The sequence below is a fragment of the Virgibacillus senegalensis genome, from assembly GCF_000821245.2.
Classification (GTDB): domain Bacteria; phylum Bacillota; class Bacilli; order Bacillales; family Amphibacillaceae; genus Sediminibacillus; species Sediminibacillus senegalensis.
The window spans coordinates 977,059-992,421 of sequence record NZ_LN611425.1 but is presented as its reverse complement, the minus strand read 5'-3'; the positions used below and the strand labels follow the sequence as shown (position 1 = coordinate 992,421).

At 41.4% G+C, this 15,363-nt stretch carries 21 protein-coding genes; 16 read left to right on the top strand and 5 right to left on the bottom strand.

The window, feature by feature from the left end; all coding sequences use genetic code 11:
- Nucleotides 1-243 precede the first annotated feature (243 nt).
- Complete coding sequence (locus BN1067_RS15780) at nt 244-609, bottom strand: YugN family protein (protein WP_053219790.1); 366 nt, start codon at nt 607-609, stop codon at nt 244-246.
- Nucleotides 610-834: 225 nt separating this feature from the next.
- On the opposite strand from BN1067_RS15780, the gene BN1067_RS15775 reads away from it, so the two are divergent.
- From BN1067_RS15775 to BN1067_RS15750, 6 genes are all read left to right on the top strand, one after another.
- Nucleotides 835-1,263, top strand: a complete 429-nt coding sequence (locus BN1067_RS15775) for a CBS domain-containing protein (RefSeq protein ID WP_053219789.1) — start codon at nt 835-837, stop codon at nt 1,261-1,263.
- A gap of 180 nt (nt 1,264-1,443) precedes the next feature.
- Entirely contained in the window at nt 1,444-2,511 is a 1,068-nt protein-coding gene (locus BN1067_RS15770) for a CAP domain-containing protein (RefSeq protein WP_053219788.1), read from the top strand.
- A gap of 164 nt (nt 2,512-2,675) precedes the next feature.
- The gene (ylbD, locus tag BN1067_RS15765) at nt 2,676-3,089 is read left to right on the top strand and encodes a spore coat protein YlbD (RefSeq protein WP_053219787.1); all 414 of its coding nucleotides are present in this window, start codon (nt 2,676-2,678) and stop codon (nt 3,087-3,089) included.
- Between the two features lie 18 nt (nt 3,090-3,107).
- Nucleotides 3,108-3,341: a YlbE-like family protein gene (locus BN1067_RS15760; RefSeq protein ID WP_053219786.1), complete on the top strand. Its 234-nt coding sequence runs from the start codon at nt 3,108-3,110 to the stop codon at nt 3,339-3,341.
- A gap of 187 nt (nt 3,342-3,528) precedes the next feature.
- Complete coding sequence (locus tag BN1067_RS15755; RefSeq protein ID WP_053219785.1) at nt 3,529-3,969, top strand: YlbF family regulator; 441 nt, start codon at nt 3,529-3,531, stop codon at nt 3,967-3,969.
- A gap of 136 nt (nt 3,970-4,105) precedes the next feature.
- Nucleotides 4,106-4,381 (top strand): YlbG family protein, encoded by a 276-nt coding sequence (locus tag BN1067_RS15750; protein ID WP_053219784.1) that lies wholly within the window; start codon nt 4,106-4,108, stop codon nt 4,379-4,381.
- Between the two features lie 68 nt (nt 4,382-4,449).
- Here BN1067_RS15750 and BN1067_RS15745 read toward each other — a convergent pair whose 3' ends face one another.
- Nucleotides 4,450-4,836: a DUF7147 family protein gene (locus BN1067_RS15745; RefSeq protein WP_053219868.1), complete on the bottom strand. Its 387-nt coding sequence runs from the start codon at nt 4,834-4,836 to the stop codon at nt 4,450-4,452.
- A gap of 384 nt (nt 4,837-5,220) precedes the next feature.
- Here BN1067_RS15745 and rsmD point away from each other — a divergent pair, with 384 nt between their 5' ends.
- Together rsmD and coaD are read left to right on the top strand one after the other, a co-directional pair.
- On the top strand, nt 5,221-5,781 hold the full coding sequence (gene rsmD, locus BN1067_RS15740; protein WP_053219783.1) for a 16S rRNA (guanine(966)-N(2))-methyltransferase RsmD: 561 nt from the start codon (nt 5,221-5,223) through the stop codon (nt 5,779-5,781).
- Between the two features lie 2 nt (nt 5,782-5,783).
- The gene (gene coaD, locus BN1067_RS15735; RefSeq protein WP_053219782.1) at nt 5,784-6,263 is read left to right on the top strand and encodes a pantetheine-phosphate adenylyltransferase; all 480 of its coding nucleotides are present in this window, start codon (nt 5,784-5,786) and stop codon (nt 6,261-6,263) included.
- A 74-nt stretch (nt 6,264-6,337) separates the two neighbouring features.
- On the opposite strand, the gene ylbJ is transcribed toward coaD, so the two are convergent.
- Nucleotides 6,338-7,540, bottom strand: a complete 1,203-nt coding sequence (ylbJ, locus tag BN1067_RS15730) for a sporulation integral membrane protein YlbJ (protein WP_199868541.1) — start codon at nt 7,538-7,540, stop codon at nt 6,338-6,340.
- 182 nt (nt 7,541-7,722) lie between these two features.
- Here ylbJ and BN1067_RS15725 point away from each other — a divergent pair, with 182 nt between their 5' ends.
- Both BN1067_RS15725 and BN1067_RS15720 read left to right on the top strand, forming a co-directional pair.
- A complete protein-coding gene (locus BN1067_RS15725; RefSeq protein WP_053219780.1) occupies nt 7,723-8,517 on the top strand; it encodes a patatin-like phospholipase family protein in 795 nt (264 codons plus the stop codon).
- Entirely contained in the window at nt 8,504-9,517 is a 1,014-nt protein-coding gene (locus tag BN1067_RS15720) for a SepM family pheromone-processing serine protease (RefSeq protein ID WP_053219779.1), read from the top strand. The genes BN1067_RS15725 and BN1067_RS15720 overlap by 14 nt, the downstream gene beginning before the upstream one ends.
- Nucleotides 9,518-9,569: 52 nt before the next feature.
- On the opposite strand, the gene BN1067_RS15715 is transcribed toward BN1067_RS15720, so the two are convergent.
- Complete coding sequence (locus tag BN1067_RS15715) at nt 9,570-10,790, bottom strand: nucleotidyltransferase (protein ID WP_053219778.1); 1,221 nt, start codon at nt 10,788-10,790, stop codon at nt 9,570-9,572.
- A 217-nt stretch (nt 10,791-11,007) separates the two neighbouring features.
- On the opposite strand from BN1067_RS15715, the gene BN1067_RS15710 reads away from it, so the two are divergent.
- The 4 genes from BN1067_RS15710 to BN1067_RS15695 all read left to right on the top strand — a co-directional run bounded on the left by BN1067_RS15710 (nt 11,008) and on the right by BN1067_RS15695 (nt 13,250).
- Nucleotides 11,008-11,538, top strand: coding sequence for a YceD family protein (locus BN1067_RS15710; protein ID WP_053219777.1), 531 nt, complete (start codon nt 11,008-11,010; stop codon nt 11,536-11,538).
- Nucleotides 11,539-11,652: 114 nt separating this feature from the next.
- Nucleotides 11,653-11,826, top strand: a complete 174-nt coding sequence (rpmF, locus tag BN1067_RS15705; RefSeq protein WP_026570466.1) for a 50S ribosomal protein L32 — start codon at nt 11,653-11,655, stop codon at nt 11,824-11,826.
- 100 nt (nt 11,827-11,926) lie between these two features.
- A complete protein-coding gene (locus BN1067_RS15700; RefSeq protein WP_053219776.1) occupies nt 11,927-12,697 on the top strand; it encodes an enoyl-CoA hydratase/isomerase family protein in 771 nt (256 codons plus the stop codon).
- Between the two features lie 70 nt (nt 12,698-12,767).
- Complete coding sequence (locus BN1067_RS15695) at nt 12,768-13,250, top strand: RsfA family transcriptional regulator (RefSeq protein WP_053219775.1); 483 nt, start codon at nt 12,768-12,770, stop codon at nt 13,248-13,250.
- 105 nt (nt 13,251-13,355) lie between these two features.
- Here the strand turns inward: BN1067_RS15695 and BN1067_RS15690 are convergent, their stop codons facing one another.
- Nucleotides 13,356-13,835 carry an N-acetyltransferase gene (locus BN1067_RS15690; protein ID WP_053219774.1) on the bottom strand — a complete coding sequence of 160 codons (480 nt, stop codon included), beginning with the start codon at nt 13,833-13,835 and terminating at the stop codon, nt 13,356-13,358.
- Between the two features lie 235 nt (nt 13,836-14,070).
- Here BN1067_RS15690 and BN1067_RS15685 point away from each other — a divergent pair, with 235 nt between their 5' ends.
- Both BN1067_RS15685 and BN1067_RS15680 read left to right on the top strand, forming a co-directional pair.
- Nucleotides 14,071-14,961 carry a 2-dehydropantoate 2-reductase gene (locus BN1067_RS15685; protein ID WP_053219773.1) on the top strand — a complete coding sequence of 297 codons (891 nt, stop codon included), beginning with the start codon at nt 14,071-14,073 and terminating at the stop codon, nt 14,959-14,961.
- Nucleotides 14,954-15,337, top strand: coding sequence for a DUF3397 family protein (locus tag BN1067_RS15680; RefSeq protein WP_053219772.1), 384 nt, complete (start codon nt 14,954-14,956; stop codon nt 15,335-15,337). Before BN1067_RS15685 ends, BN1067_RS15680 begins: the two co-directional genes overlap by 8 nt.
- Nucleotides 15,338-15,363 lie beyond the last annotated feature (26 nt).

Below are 15,363 nucleotides of genomic sequence, written 5' to 3'. Positions count from 1 at the left end.
CATGAAAAATAAAATCGTTGCTGTCATATTGGAACGTGATTATGTATACAAAGAAAACTGCCTCGGGGCAGTGGTTCTGTGTTACGATTTAACCGTTTAGACAGCGAGCTCTCTAAAGGTAATCATAACATGTTTTTACATTTGTTTGTTGAAAAAACAATCAATTTCTTGGGAATAGGCGCCATCTAGTTAACCTGAAAGAAGAAAAAACTGCCGGCTTGTCAGCCGACAGTAACCATGCAATTATTTTGCAAAATTGTCCAGTTCTTTTTTTGCTTTCGCAAGCAAAGACTTTGTCCGGTCGACAACACTTTCTGGGAAGTCTTCACCTTCACCATACTCGACCCCATGTGGGTAATAGTGCTTGCCAAGCAACGGTGTTGTAAGCTTTATGACCGCATCTCCACGATCTACTTCGCCTTCGACTGCATACCCCTGGATTCTTATGTAATAAGTGATATTTTTTTCTGCAGAACCAATTTTATAATCATATGTAACCCTTTCGTAATCCCACTGCCCTGCACGCACAAAAGCGATTTCATCCATCAAGTGGTCCAATGGTTTAATATCCATGATTATGCCTTCGATTCCTGTACCTTCTACTCTCATTACTTCCACCTCGCAAAAATTGTATATCTAATCTTATAATAGTATTTATTTCAATAAGTTGCAATTATTATCGTAAGGATAAATGGTGCCAGATATTTTTTAGTAAAGTATTTCAATCGAACTGGAAAGTTTTTACGCAACGAGTGCGATTTGTTTGGGCGTATTGGGGGAACAATACTTACAGAGTGGGGAGTACCATTCAGAAATCAGCTAGGAGGTCCTGCAATGAAAAAACTGAGAGAGATTATGACAACAGATCTTTCTGTTTGTTCAGCAGATGATACGTTGACAGAAGCTGCCAAAATCATGACAGACCACAATGTCGGGGCTGTTCCCGTTTGTGGAGCCAATCAGGAATTACTAGGGATGATTACCGACAGAGACTTGGTGGTGCGCGGTTTGGCGCGTGATAAAAGTACTTCGACTAAAGTAAGTGATGTCATGAGTGGGAAACTTTACTCTGTATCCCCTGATACTTCGGTACAAGAAGCAAGTAGCTTAATGGCGGAAAAGCAAATCCGTCGTTTGCCTGTCGTAGAAAAAGGGAAGTTGACGGGAATTGTTTCCCTTGGGGACTTAGCGTTGGAGGAAAAATCCAATTTAGCTGCCGGACATGCACTGGAGGAAATTTCAGAGCGTCCGCAAATTCACTAATACTGGTAACTAAGAACAGGCTGTCCCCATTTCGCATTCCTTTTAGATGGGGGACAGCCTGTTTCTTTCAATATTTTGATCTTTCTATACGAAAAGAAAAAGGGTTTCTCAATTTCTTTTCATAAACTCGGATTTCAATTATTATAATTATTTAACAGGCAAAAAAGGAGTTTAAGGGCTATGAGAGGAATTGGAAGATGGATCTTGCTAATACTTATCGGGACCGGAATCTTTTATTTGGTAAGAATAGGTGATTTTAATCCCGATGAAGCAGTACAAAAAGTAGAACAGAAATTAAAGACGAAGGAAACAGAAATGGAAAGTAAATCGACTCCAGACCACTTTACTTCCGAAATTGGCCTGGAAGGTGATTTGTACAGCAGGATTGGTGAGTCAACCGACGATTTGGTTGATGAACTGGGAGAACCGCTCAGGAAAGATAAGAGTTCATATGGCTATGACTGGTGGATTTATACAAACGATGAACATCAATATATGCAATTTGGGGTGGCAGATGGTAAAGTGGTCACTATCTTTGCAACAGGTGATGACTTATCGATTGATCCGGTAAGCATTGGACAATCTTATGAGGAAACATCCTCTCACTTTGATTTTGAGAATGAGGTATCTATTTCAGAGGGGATCACTTCTTACCGGTTCCAATTAACGGATGAAGAAATCAAGGTGCGCCCCTTGGTAAAATTGGACAAGCAAACTTACATGCAGCTATATTTTGATACGTTTACGGAGAAACTATCTTCCGTACGTGTTGTAACCAAAGATATTTTATTGAAACAGCGCCCTTATGAAATCTATTATCGCGGTAAATTACCTGAAAAACCGGAGTTGACGGATGAAGAATGGGAAGAAGTGCAAAATGGCATGGAAAAACAAATCTTTGATATAACCAATGTGATAAGAAGCCGGCATGATAAAAGTACGCTTAGTTGGGATGACCCGATTGCGGAAGTTGCCTTCTCACATAGTAAAGACATGTCGGACAACAATTACTTTTCTCATTATTCCCAAAACGGAGAGGGACTAAAAGAACGGCTTAGTGATCATGAAATTTATTACTTGTCTGCAGGAGAAAATATAGCGGCTCAGTACACGGACGGTCCGGCAGCGGTTGAAGGTTGGCTTAATAGTGAAGGGCACCGTGAGGCCTTGTTAAAAGATGGCTATACCCATCTAGGTGTAGGTGTCTACCGTTACTACTATACCCAGAATTTTATGCAAAAACCTTAGCGGGAAAGAGGCAGCCTTTTTAATGGCTGTCTTTTTTTATATAAATCCAGCGATAGTAATTAGCGGTTTATATTTTAAGGGAAGACCGTTCCTTCGTTCTTCACAGTATATTTTCAGTATTCATATAATGATTGAAAAAGGATATGGGGAGCGGGTGATTTTCAATGAGTGCATTACATCCTTCTGTCCAGGAGTTCAAAGCTTTTGTAAAACAGCATCCTGGATTGATTGAAGAAGTAAATCAAAATAGGAATTCCTGGCAGGATATATATGAAATGTGGGTATTACTTGGAGAAGATGATGAAAAATGGAAGAATTACAAGAGTGGCAGCCTGCGTGGGGGACAAAAGCAAGCAAAATCGGAAGAAGATGAGTCCCAAACAAAGCAGAATCAGCTCGCCAGTCAGTTCATGCAAATAATCGAGAAGGTAGATCTAAATAAAGTGCAAGGTCACATGCATCAATTAAACGGGGCGATTAACAATATCCAGACGTTAATCGGTCAGTTCCAAGAGTATAAAAAACAGTCTTCAGTAAAGCAGCCTTCATTCCATAAGGGCCCATGGAGTAAAGATTAGAATAGGGAGGGGAACGTCATGCAGCCTGTTATCTATCAACAGTTGAACAACCGTCCCGACTTGAAGCATTTTATCAGAATGAATCCGGAATGGTACCGGAAATTGACCCGAAATCCCGATGAACTGAAGGAAATGGAAAAAGCAGCCAAAGTTTTTTATGGAAAGACAATCCCGCAACGAATGGAACGATTAAGCGATCAAATGCAAATGGTTACGATGCTCATCCAGTTGGCTGGAGCTATGAAAGATTAAGCAGAGACTCATCTTCGTTACGTGTCATTTGTATCATTTGTATCATTTGTGCTTTTTTTGAGGAAATAAGATTGTTTTATTTCCTTTTTAAAGGTGTTATTGTCGACTTTCGTATGTTGAATCAGCCGCTACTGCTTTTCAATTCACTATATAGTTGGTATTATATAGGTTATGGAGGTGGAATACAGTGTTTGCCACTTTAGAGTTAGTCGACATTTTAGATAAGTCAGAAGCACTTGGCAAAATGATTCTTCAATCTGATGTCATGGAAGAGTATCATCAGCAAAAAAGACAGCTGCAAGAAGATGCTGAAGCGCAAAAACTGATTGCTTCCTTCACTCGTATGAAAGAACAATACGAAGAAGTTCAGCGGTTTGGACGATACCATCCGGATTATAATCAAATAATGAAGGATGTCAGGGCTACGAAACGGGAAATGGACATGAACGAAAAAGTAGCTTCTTTTAAGATTGCTGAACGCAGTTTGCAACAGTTTTTGGATGAAATCAGTGATTTGGTTGCCCATAGCGCCAGTGAGCAGGTGAAAGTGCCGAAAGATGGTGCAGCCCTTCAGGATAGCGGCTGTGGCTGTGGCAGCGGTGGAAGCTGCGGCTGCCAAGCTTCATAACTTACCATATATACATGAGTGGCTGGATCTCATACGGAATGAATGGTCCAGCCCTTTTTATTTATCCACATAAATTGATGAATGCTAAATATTCTGATAAAGTAGATGTAAATCTGTTAATAAGCGAGGATTCTATATGCGAACAAAACGCCAGGGGCTGATTGTTTGGTTTCAACATATGAAAAACATAAAACAAATTAAACGATTCGGCCATTTGATATATGTATCGAAGCAGCGAAAATATGCGGTAGTTTATGTGGATTTACTAGAAGCGGAAGAAACAGCCAGTAAACTGAATGAATTACCGTTTATCTCGAAGGTTGATTTTTCTTATAAGCCTTATGTCAATACGGAATTCGAAAATGCAAAAATGGACAAAGCGAAAGAATATGATTATAAAATGGGAATCTGAAAAACATCCTGTCCGGTTAATCGGCAGGATGTTTTTTCGCTGTTCCATTCTTTTACATGAACACCTGATTAATGAATTTTCATTAACCGGTTCATTTGAAAAATCCCGATTAAATATTGAAAGTACAATGCCTTTTCATGGAACTCCGTAGAGGGCTTTACTACTAGTGACTTGATTTCGAATCCCTTATTATCAGCTGACTTTTTAAACAATTCATACCGTTTACTTGCAGCATTTTCTGAATCCGGTACACCTTCCAAACTAATATAAATCGGCTGAAAATCACCCTGTTTGGTCGGGTTCATGATGATCGCCGGTGATGTAACCCTCTTGCCATTTTTCTCTGTTCGGAGCGATACAAAGTGGCTTATCCTATCTGGCATGTGTTCTGCAAGTTCACAGAGTTCATATAGATCTGCATACCCATTCCCCAGTTCTACAAATCGTTGAATCATTTGTCCACCTCTCTTCAACCATACTTTAGCACGAGACAAAGCCTTTGCAAATAGAGGAAGAGAAAATCCGGCAAAAAAGGACAAAAAGCCTTTCCATAAAAAAAGCCTGCAGATAAATCTGCAGGCCCTTTTTGTTCTCTTTCCAGAAAACAAAAAGGCAAAGGGAGAGGAGAAACCGGAAGAAGAACTTATGGGGAAACGTAAGCCTTCTCCGTGTTCTGAAGCAGCCGTCAGGATAGGCAGCTGCTTCACTACGTTAGTATGGACGGCTGTATTAAAAATATACCCTTCCTAAGCACATAATTTTAAAGAGAGGAAAATTTCCGCTTCCTTCTCTTTTATGATAGGATGGAGGTCGAATATAAAGCGAAGAGGTGGACGCTGATGAGAGTGATTTCCGGTAATTTTAAAGGAAGACAATTAAAGGCAGTGCCTAACCGGCTCACCAGGCCAACTACCGATAAAGTGAAAGAAGCGTTGTTTCAAATTATCGGTCCGTTTTTCCAGGGGGGGAGCTGTTTGGATTTGTTTGCCGGCTCAGGAGGACTCGGGATTGAAGCATTGAGCCGGGGAATGGAAAAAGCTGTATTTGTAGACAAACAGCCAAAAGCTGTCCGCACGATATATGATAATCTTCGTACACTGAAGCTTGAAGAGGCAGCAGAAGTTTTTCGCACGGATGCTTTTATGGCTTTAAAGGCAGCTGGAAAGCGAGAGTTGCTTTTTGATGTGATATTTTTAGACCCTCCTTACAGTAAAGTGTCCTATGAGGAATTACTAGAAGCAATTGATACATATAACTTGCTAACAAAAGAAGGCCTTATTGTGTGCGAGCATGAAAGAAGGGACACACTTAAAGATGAATGTGGAAGCTTTTCTCGGCGACAGACCGAAATTTACGGGGGTACAACCGGAATTACGATTTACCATCGAAAGGAGCAATAACTATGGGCAGATTAGCGATATGTCCGGGGAGTTTTGATCCGGTCACAAATGGGCACCTGGATATTATACAACGGGGAGCTAAGGTTTTTGACAAAATGATCGTGACCGTTTTCCATAACCAATCGAAATCTCCGCTATTTTCAGTGGAAGAAAGAATCGAATTGCTAAAAGAGGCTACTATCGAATTGGAGAATGTCGAAGTGGATTCAAGCAGCGAACTGTTGATGGAGTATGCCAAACAAAAAGAAGCAACCGCGATTATAAGGGGATTGCGTGCTGTCAGCGATTTCGAATACGAAATGCAAATTACTTCGATGAATCGCAAGCTTAATGAAGACATAGAGACATTTTTTATGATGACAAATAATGAATATTCTTTTCTCAGTTCTAGTATGGTAAAAGAAGTTGCCAAATATCATGCGGATGTATCTGATTTGGTTCCAAAGGTAGTGGAATCCGCCCTTAAGAAAAAATTCACTTAAACGAGTGAGGCTGTGCCCGGTTGTGTACGCTGTTTTGGCGTATAGGATTGGCACAGCCTTTAATTTTTGATCATTCAATGCCTTGATAGTCTGCGAAGTAAGATAAGCGCTGCGCACGCAAGTGATATCATGGTGATCATTGGTCCAAAGTGTTGAAGCAGTTCAAAGGGATAGAGCCAGTCCATATCTCCGTCGGCAGCAAAAACAGGGATGCTGCTCCAGGAAGAAGTCAGCTGATCCTGGTATAGTGGTTTGAATAATAAAATGGCCAAAGTGCTCGCAAAAACACCATGAAGGATTCTCGCAAAGAAGTAAGGGGCAAAGCGAATGTCGCTTTCAGCTAAGATACTCGCGACCTGAGCCTGCACAGAAAAACCGTTAAATGCAAGTATAAAACTAACTACTACCACTTGAGGAAGGATGCTCGGCAAATTCACCCCAGAAATCATCTGAGCACCAAGGGTGATCTCGAACAAGCCTGAAAAAAAAGGAAGTGCCAATTCCCCGGGAATACCTGCCATCGAGAAAAGCAGTGAAATACCGACAGCGAGGATTTTGGAAATACCGATCAGGAAAATCAGTTTATTGAACACGGAAAACATGATAATAAATCCACCTATCATCAATAGTGTTTGGATAGAATGGATGACAGCGTCACCGAATATTTTTCCGAATGGGCGTGAATCCTGTAATCTGGTTCGATGAAGTGCCTGTAAGGCATTGTATAAGGATACGCTTGGTTTTTCTTCCCCGCGTTCTTTCTGTTCCCTTCCGTAGAAACGCATGCAAAACCCGACAAGCGTATTTCCTCCATAGTGACAAACTGCTAATAGAATACCCAATTGGGCATCATGAAAAAATCCCACAGATACAGCTCCAAAAATAAACAAAGGATTGGAAGCGTTCGTAAAAGAAACTAGTCGTTCCGCTTCGTTTTTGGTTAATTGTTTTTCCTGTCTCAATCGAGTAGTAAGCTTTGCTCCGGATGGATAACCGCTGGCCATTCCCATTGCCCAGACGAAACTTCCAACTCCAGGGACATTAAATAGCGGACGCATGATTGGTTCGCACAAAACGCCGATAAAGCGAACAACCCCGAACCCGATTAATAATTCGGCAGTGATAAAGAAAGGGAGCAGGGAAGGAAATACGATTTCCCACCACATGTTCAATCCTCGTATACTTGCTTCCAACGTCTGGTCTGGATAGGTAATTAATGCAGCCGCCAGAAACAAAGCTATACCGGCAAGCAAAATCGATTTTATTTTTGATTTCAAAATTCCGGCCTCCCAGTTGGTGAGCTTACAAGCTTACACATTTCTGTACTTCTATTAGGGGAAATAGTAGAATATGTATAGCTCCTTTAGTACAAGCAATCCTTTAACAATATACGCTCATAGTTATTGGTTTTATGCCATAATATAGGTAAAAAACATAGGTGTTAAAGGAGCGTTCCGCAGTGAACCCATCTATTGGATTGGCGTTAGGTTCAGGAGGGGCAAGGGGATTTGCCCACTTAGGTGTGTTAAAAGCTTTAACGGACAATGATATTGCCATTGATTATATAGCGGGCAGCAGCATGGGAGCGTTAGTAGGTGCTTTTTATGCATCCGGTCAGGGCATTGACAGTTTATATCAGCTTGCCCGCACGTTCAGGCGAAAGTATTTTCTCGATTTTACGCTGCCGAATATGGGTTTCCTTCAAGGGGAACGTATAAAAGAATACATTCACTTATTTACATTCAAAAAAAACCTGGAGCAATTTGATATTCCTGTTGGTGTGACAGCGACCAATTTATATGATGGCAGTAAAAAAGTTTTCACAGAAGGTAATGCGGCAGAGGCCGTCCGGGCTAGCATATCGATTCCGGGAATATTTGTTCCTGTTAATATCGGGGGTCAGCTGTTTGTGGACGGGGGAGTGGTGGACCGTGTTCCTGTCTCGGTCGCCAAGCAGCTAGGCGCCGATCTCGTTATAGGAGTGGATTGTGCTCATTTTGAGATGAATACCGATATTGAATCCATTTACGATGTGATCATCCAAAGTATCGATATCATGCAGGATGAGTTGGTAAACGCGTCGGGTCCTCAGGCAGATATACTTTTGAAACCGAATGTATCAGCTTATAGCTCCCGGGCATTTAAAGATATAGAAGCGATTGTCGATGAAGGAGAGCGGGAAGCATTACGCAAACTACCAGAGATTATTCGCAGCATCGAGGATTGGAAGGAGAAAAGAGATGAAATTCAATAAAAAGACTCTGATTCCCGCAATCATAGTAATAGTTATTGCGGCTTTTTTGGTTAGTTACCGGTTGCCTTATTATATTTATAAGCCAGGCGGTGCTGATGCGCTGAATCCGATTGTAGAAGTAGCAGATGGATATGAGAGTGAAGGGGATATGCATCTTGTAACAATAAGAGGGGGACAAGCTACCCCTTTACAGTATTTATGGGCATCCATACGTCCCCATCAGGATATCGAACCAATTGACAAAGTGTTTCCAGAAGGAATCTCCCAAGATGACTACTTTCAGGCACAATTGCAAATGATGGAAAGCTCCCAGGAAGCTTCCACGGTCGTAGCTTATAAGGCTGCAGGTAAACAGATAGACATTGAATATGAAGGGGTATATGTGGTAGCGGTAATTGAAGGGATGCCGGCAGAGGGAAAGCTGAAAGCCGGAGACAAAATTGTGGAAATAGACGGTCGAGAACTGGAAACCTCTGATGACTTAATCGATTATGTTTCAAGTAAAAAAGCCGGTGACCAAATAGATGTCACGGTGGAAAGAGAAGAAGAAACTGTCCATAAAACCATTGAGTTAGAAAGTTTCCCGGGACAGGAAAAAATAGGCGTAGGTATTCAACTCGTAACCAATCGAAATGTAGAAGTTGAGCCTGAACTGAAATTTGCCAGTGGAAATATTGGTGGTCCAAGCGCCGGTCTGATGTTCAGTTTGGAAATTTACGATCAATTAACAGAAGATGACTTGACGCATGGACATCAGATAGCCGGAACAGGCGAAATTAATTATGAAGGGGAAGTTGGTCGTATTGGAGGCATCGATAAAAAAGTCATTGCTGCTGATCGGGAAGGCTGTGAGGTCTTCTTTGCGCCGAATGAAGGAGGAGCCGAGGATTCCAATTATCATGTTGCTGTAGAAACGGCAAAGGAAATTGGAACAGATATGAAGGTTGTCCCAGTAGATACATTTGATGATGCGTTATCCTATCTCCAGGAAATGGAATGAACCAGTTGGTCATGGAAAAAGAGTCCGGTCAAGCTTACCCGGACTCTTTTTTCTATGCTTCAGATGATATGTAAGGGGAAGTACGTTCCTGGCGTCTAAGTTTGCTCCTCGTATGCTGATTGGCGACACTATAATAGGCGTTTGAAGCTTTTTCGTCAATCACGGCAAGCGGGCCTTTTTGTTTTTTTAATTGGGAAACAAGTGGTGCTTCGATATCCTTTCGCTTTTGATTGATGTAAGCCCGTCCGGTCTTATTCATAGCCAAAATCCGTAAATGCGGAACCTTTTCAATAGCCAGTAACGGTTGGATGGTTTGTTTTTTGTTGTTCAGCAATAGGTGCACCATTATTCGTTGGAGTCTTGTCCAAGTATATCGTTTTGTTTTTAAAGCGGTCATCCAATCCATAAAGTTGTCCGCCTCGGCAGCAGTTGCTTTTAATCGATTTTCCAACCCCTCCTCAACCCCATGAATCTCCCGGATTTCTTCAACTTCCATGGTAAGTATGCGGTACTGAAGAATGTCAAAGTAAGCCTGCCAACTATGCCATAAACCGGCCTCTGCTTTGTATTCAAACAACAATTGTTGAACGGGTTCAGGGAGCGTCTTTTTTGCATCTTCCGTAATCGTTTGGTGTTTGTTTAGCTCATTCCGAATACTGGTTGCACTAGCAATAGAGTGATTGATTACCGGTTCATGGAAATCGTTATGCACACGTTTTATCGTTAAAGGATGTATGGATAATCCATAATCTCTGATCGTTTTCACATAACTGTAACCGAGGATATTGTTCGGTTTGGACAAGTCGAATGTTTCTGCGTTCAACCCGATTGATTGATAAGCAATCCTGCTTGCTTCAGGAAAGGAATAGCCATTTCTCAATGAACGTTTAAGTTCCTGGTCGTATTTCTCCTGATGCTGGTTGTAATGCTCGTAAGCCTGGTTGAAAGTATCAATCCTGCCATGTTCACTGCCGAAACACACCGTTTCTACTTTTAATTCATCCAAGGTGAGCAGGGCTCCTTTTGCAAACAAGTCACTGTTTTGCACAGCAAAAACTGCTGGCAGTTCGACTACCAGGTCGACTCCACACTCGATGGCAGCTTTTGCACGAGAAAATTTGTCAATGATGGCAGGCTCACCACGCTGCAAAAAATTACCGCTCATAACCGCTACAACGCAGTCGGCACCAGATTTTCCCCGTGACTGCTGCAAATGGTAAAGATGTCCGAAATGAAACGGATTGTACTCCACTATCAGTCCACACGCTTTCATGTAAAACCAACTCCTGTCCATCGTTTACCATCATTCTACCAAATAAGCTGTATAACTGCATTTTAATTTGGGTATTTATCGGGAATATGTTAGTATACAAGAATATGCGCTCATTGCCAGTATTTAAGTTGGAATAAAATCAACTCTGTAAAGAAAAAATATTGACAAATGCCACAATTCCTTTTAAAATATTTTTTGTTGCCTTGAGGTGATATAAATGAAATTTCCTCTTCAAAAGTTAAAGATGGCCGGTGTGGAAGGCTATTCATTTGAAGACCATGTAGATATTTCTGAGATTGAAGAAATGAACAATGATATTCGGAAAATTGATCCTGTTTTGGTCAAAGGCCAAGCTACTACGCAGGGGAATGAAGTTACCTTTCATTTTACGATTGATGGAGAAATGATTCTGCCTTGTGCCAGAACGTTGGCGGATGTTCCTTATCCATTCCATATCGATGCCTTGGAGGTATTTTCTGCTTCTCCATATTACCAGGAGGAAGATGATTCAGAAATTCATCCGGTTGATGGAGAAATGCTTGACTTAAAACCTTATATAAAGGAAAATGTTTTATTGGAAGTACCGTTTCGTGTATTTTCCGATGATCCGAAGGTGCAGGAAAATGCTCTGACGGAAGGGGAAGGCTGGGAATTGCAAACCGAGGGTAAATCCGAGGAGAAGGTCGACCCACGTCTGGAAAAACTGCAATCATTGCTAAACAAAAATGATCAAGAAGAAAATCGTTAAGGCAAGCTTTTGGGCTTTGCCTGTACCTTATTAGAATAAATAGAAAAAATCCTAAATTATTTTTTCGTAAAGATAAGGAAAGATTTTCGTTATTAGTTGAAGGAGGTGTAAGACATGGCAGTACCAAAAAGAAGAACTTCTAAAAAAGTCAAAAATCAACGCCGTACGCATAAAAAACTCCACGTACCAGGCATGATTGAGTGCTCTAACTGTGGTGAATACACAAAACCGCACCATGTTTGCAAAAATTGCGGTCATTATGACGGAAAACAAGTGGTTGAGCAATAATATCATCAATCGGCGTCTTATAAAGAAATCACCTTTTGAACTAGCTATCCGAGCGGTTTGAAAGGTGATTTTTTTATTTGATCAAAAGGATGGGGAATCGATGGATTTTATTGAATTTAACATGGTAGAGGGTCATTTTGCGGTCATCCGCTTGCAACGCCCGGAGAAACATCATGCAGTCTCACTAGAGATGGCTGCAGAGTTAAACGAAGCACTGTCGTTGGCTGAACAAGCTATTGATCAGGCGGCTATCAAATGCTTGATTGTCACAAGCGGTGAGAGCCCCTTTTTTTGTGCGGGTGGAGACTTGGGTGACTTTCACGTCGAATTGAGTCCGGAAGAGGCGTTTAATCGACTGAACCAAATGAGGAATTTTTTGTATCGTTTATTCATTTTTCCTTTACCGACAATCGCTCTGCTTAATGGGGATGCACTTGGGGGTGGCTGTGAAATTGCTACCGCATGCGATGAACGATTTGCGTCAGGCGGCCGCAAATTTGGTTTTATTCAGTCAAAACTCGGTATTACCCCTGGTTGGGGAGGCGGAGCCTTATTGTACCATCGCATCCTGCCTTCGCATGCATTTCGCTGGTTGTCGAGGGGGGAGATTTATTCGGCAAAAGAGCTAGTGCAATCTGGCTGGCTGCATGGAATATATTCAGAAGAAAAATCGTTGGAATACTTTGCAAGTCCTTTTCTTACCAAATCAACCGATTTGCTTCGTCTATTAAAAAAACAATACTTGAACGATGTTAATGTAGAAAAGATTTTTGGAGAAATGGAAAAGGAAGTGAAAGATTGTGCTTCTTTGTGGGATTCCCCCGAACATATACAGGCAATAGAAGCATTTCACAACCAAAGAAAAAAATAGAAGCGGATTTTATTCTATCATTCCTATCTTTCGCATACATTGATAGCAAACCGTGAACAGGAGGGATGATATGAATAATACGAGACAGGACGCGTGGAGCCAGGATGAGGATATCCTGCTTGCTGAGACTGTTCTTCGCTATATTAGAGAAGGGAAAACCCAGCTTGAAGCATTCAAGGAAGTAGCAAACAGACTATCCAGAACACCAGCAGCCTGTGGGTTTCGATGGAATGCTTCCATAAGAAAACAGTATCAGCAGGAAATCCAGCTTGCAAAACAGGAAAGAAAGCAGGCCGACCATTATCCTGTCTATCAACCAGAAGTGCAAAATAGTGGGAAAGATACCGGGCTCGAGACCGCTATATCGTTGTTGGAAAAACTGCGGCACCAATACGAAAAAGCCGGAAAACAATCGACCGATCTGGAAATCGAGAAATTAAAGACGGAAAATGAGCAATTGAAGGAACGGTTGAAAAGGTACCAGGATGCCTGGCTCGAAATCAGGGAGTTATGGAACTGGGCGGAAAACCAGGAGGAAGAACCACGGAGTTAAATTAAAATCCGGTCAATAGAAAAGAGCCGTCTTCAAGAGACCGCCAAAACAGGCAGTGCTCAAGTGGGACGGCTTTGGTGTTCATCCAATCCTCCAACGGTTACCTCACGAAACACTTTGCTCGGCTACACCTTCAGGAGTCCATATTAGCGGGTTCTCTCCTAAATCTCTCTCCATGTTATATTTAGCTTTTTGAAAGCCCATCTTTTCCCAAAAACCATGAGAATTGATCCTTGGATTCGTTTTAATCGGCAACTGATATTCTTTGGCAAAATCGACCAGACGGCTGCCGTATCCTCTTCCTTGGTAATCAGGTAATACTTCAAGTTTCCAGAGCTCGAGATAGTCTTGTGGAGGGGTAAAATACTGGTCATATTTGGCGTCGACTTTATACAGGCTCATCCTGGCTACTAAAGCGTTTCCATAGTAAATCCCGAAAAAAGGTGATTCACTGTTATTTTCAATGATGTTGCTTTCCAAATCCTCCAGCATCGAAAGTTCCTGGTTTCCGTATTCTTTGAAACGCTTGAATTTCTCCAGCGTTTTGTAATTGACTAACAGCCTTTCTACCTTCACTTGATGCATCATCATTTCCCCTTTCCTACTGTACTTCTCCTCTGGTTGTCACCAGATTATATACCAAGCTTTCCGGTGAAGAGGGAAAGCTTTCTGAACCCTATTGCTTTCCATTTTATTATAATATAAAAATTTTCAGAATGAAATGAATTGTATATTTTTACTGCATAACAAAAAAGTTTTGCAGATATTTGCGGAATTCTTTGCTACAATCCTAATAGTTGGATTAATTGGGGGTAAAAACATGAATGTCGGCATTATAGGCGGCGGGGCGGTCGGGCTCCTTACCGCTGCCCGTTTAACGGCAGGAGAGCATGAAGTTACTGTCTATGTAAGAAGGAAGGAGCAGAAAGATAGAATCAATAACAATGGAGTCTTTTTAGTTCCTGATAAAAAAGCTTTTCCGGTAAAAGTGCTTCTTGTGGATGAGATGAAAAAAGAAGACATCATACTGGTGGCGGTAAAACAATACCAGTTAGCTGAAATCCTTCCAAGCTTGCATGCTTTTCCAAAAGTGCCTTTGATTTTCATGCAGAATGGAATGGGGCACCTTGCACAATTGAACAAAATGAATGAAAGCCATACGATTTTCATAGCAGTTGTTGAGTTCGGGGCGATGAAGCATGATGATAATACCGTCGAACAGACTGGGATAGGGGTATGTAAAATTGCTCCGTTAGCCATTGGTGATACGTCCAGTAACGAAATCGAGCGCAGGCTGGCAAGTTCCTCTTTCCCGATTTGCATAGAAGATGATTGGTATCGTATGTTGACTGAAAAACTAGTTGTCAATGCGGTGATCAATCCACTCACTGCTTTGTTTCAAGTTAAAAATGGAAGTTTGTTGGAGAATGAACATCTTTTGTGGCTTGCTCGGAAGCTGTGCCAGGAAGCGTGTGAAGTGCTTGGTTTAAGTCTGGAACAATCATGGGAGCGAGTAAAGCGAATAGCATTTCAAACAAAAGATAATCACTCTTCCATGAGGAAGGACATCGAAACAGGAAGAAAGACCGAAATCGAAGCAATAACCGGTTATATCCTTGAAATTGCTCTGTGTGAACCTGTTTATACTGCTTTTGTTTATCGAAGCATAAAGGCCTTGGAGTGGAATGCGGGAGGATTGAGGAATGATTGATTTGATTGTATGGTTGTTCGCTTTTTGTTTGACCTTGCCGGCAGTTGTATCCTGGCTTGTTTATTTCATTGCCAGAAAAATAAGAAAGAACCGGCTGAAAGCGCTGCATGTGTCGGTTAATTATACAACACTTCTCTATATTCTCTCGGTAGGAGTGATTTTACATCACTTATATGAAACGAATTATTTTGGATATATCGCTCTTTTCCTGCTTGTTTTGCTCAGTGTGTTTATCATCGTTCAATTTAAACAAAGGGGAGAAGTGTTATTCCGGATCGCATGGAGAAAGTATTGGAGGCTTAATTTCCTGCTTTTCAGCTTGCTTTATCTTTTGCTCGTTATTTACGGCGTAACAGCAAGTCTTCTTGAGGTGTAAACATAATAAGTGAATTTCCTATTTGT

Coding starts and splice junctions, on each gene's coding strand:
- BN1067_RS15780 (WP_053219790.1), bottom strand. CDS start 609: ATGAGAGTAGAAGGTACAGGAATCGAAGGCATAATCATGGATATTAAA.
- BN1067_RS15775 (WP_053219789.1), top strand. CDS start 835: ATGAAAAAACTGAGAGAGATTATGACAACAGATCTTTCTGTTTGTTCA.
- BN1067_RS15770 (WP_053219788.1), top strand. CDS start 1,444: ATGAGAGGAATTGGAAGATGGATCTTGCTAATACTTATCGGGACCGGA.
- ylbD (WP_053219787.1), top strand. CDS start 2,676: ATGAGTGCATTACATCCTTCTGTCCAGGAGTTCAAAGCTTTTGTAAAA.
- BN1067_RS15760 (WP_053219786.1), top strand. CDS start 3,108: ATGCAGCCTGTTATCTATCAACAGTTGAACAACCGTCCCGACTTGAAG.
- BN1067_RS15750 (WP_053219784.1), top strand. CDS start 4,106: ATGCGAACAAAACGCCAGGGGCTGATTGTTTGGTTTCAACATATGAAA.
- BN1067_RS15745 (WP_053219868.1), bottom strand. CDS start 4,836: ATGATTCAACGATTTGTAGAACTGGGGAATGGGTATGCAGATCTATAT.
- rsmD (WP_053219783.1), top strand. CDS start 5,221: ATGAGAGTGATTTCCGGTAATTTTAAAGGAAGACAATTAAAGGCAGTG.
- coaD (WP_053219782.1), top strand. CDS start 5,784: ATGGGCAGATTAGCGATATGTCCGGGGAGTTTTGATCCGGTCACAAAT.
- BN1067_RS15720 (WP_053219779.1), top strand. CDS start 8,504: ATGAAATTCAATAAAAAGACTCTGATTCCCGCAATCATAGTAATAGTT.
- BN1067_RS15715 (WP_053219778.1), bottom strand. CDS start 10,790: ATGAAAGCGTGTGGACTGATAGTGGAGTACAATCCGTTTCATTTCGGA.
- BN1067_RS15710 (WP_053219777.1), top strand. CDS start 11,008: ATGAAATTTCCTCTTCAAAAGTTAAAGATGGCCGGTGTGGAAGGCTAT.
- rpmF (WP_026570466.1), top strand. CDS start 11,653: ATGGCAGTACCAAAAAGAAGAACTTCTAAAAAAGTCAAAAATCAACGC.
- BN1067_RS15700 (WP_053219776.1), top strand. CDS start 11,927: ATGGATTTTATTGAATTTAACATGGTAGAGGGTCATTTTGCGGTCATC.
- BN1067_RS15695 (WP_053219775.1), top strand. CDS start 12,768: ATGAATAATACGAGACAGGACGCGTGGAGCCAGGATGAGGATATCCTG.
- BN1067_RS15690 (WP_053219774.1), bottom strand. CDS start 13,835: ATGCATCAAGTGAAGGTAGAAAGGCTGTTAGTCAATTACAAAACGCTG.
- BN1067_RS15685 (WP_053219773.1), top strand. CDS start 14,071: ATGAATGTCGGCATTATAGGCGGCGGGGCGGTCGGGCTCCTTACCGCT.
- BN1067_RS15680 (WP_053219772.1), top strand. CDS start 14,954: ATGATTGATTTGATTGTATGGTTGTTCGCTTTTTGTTTGACCTTGCCG.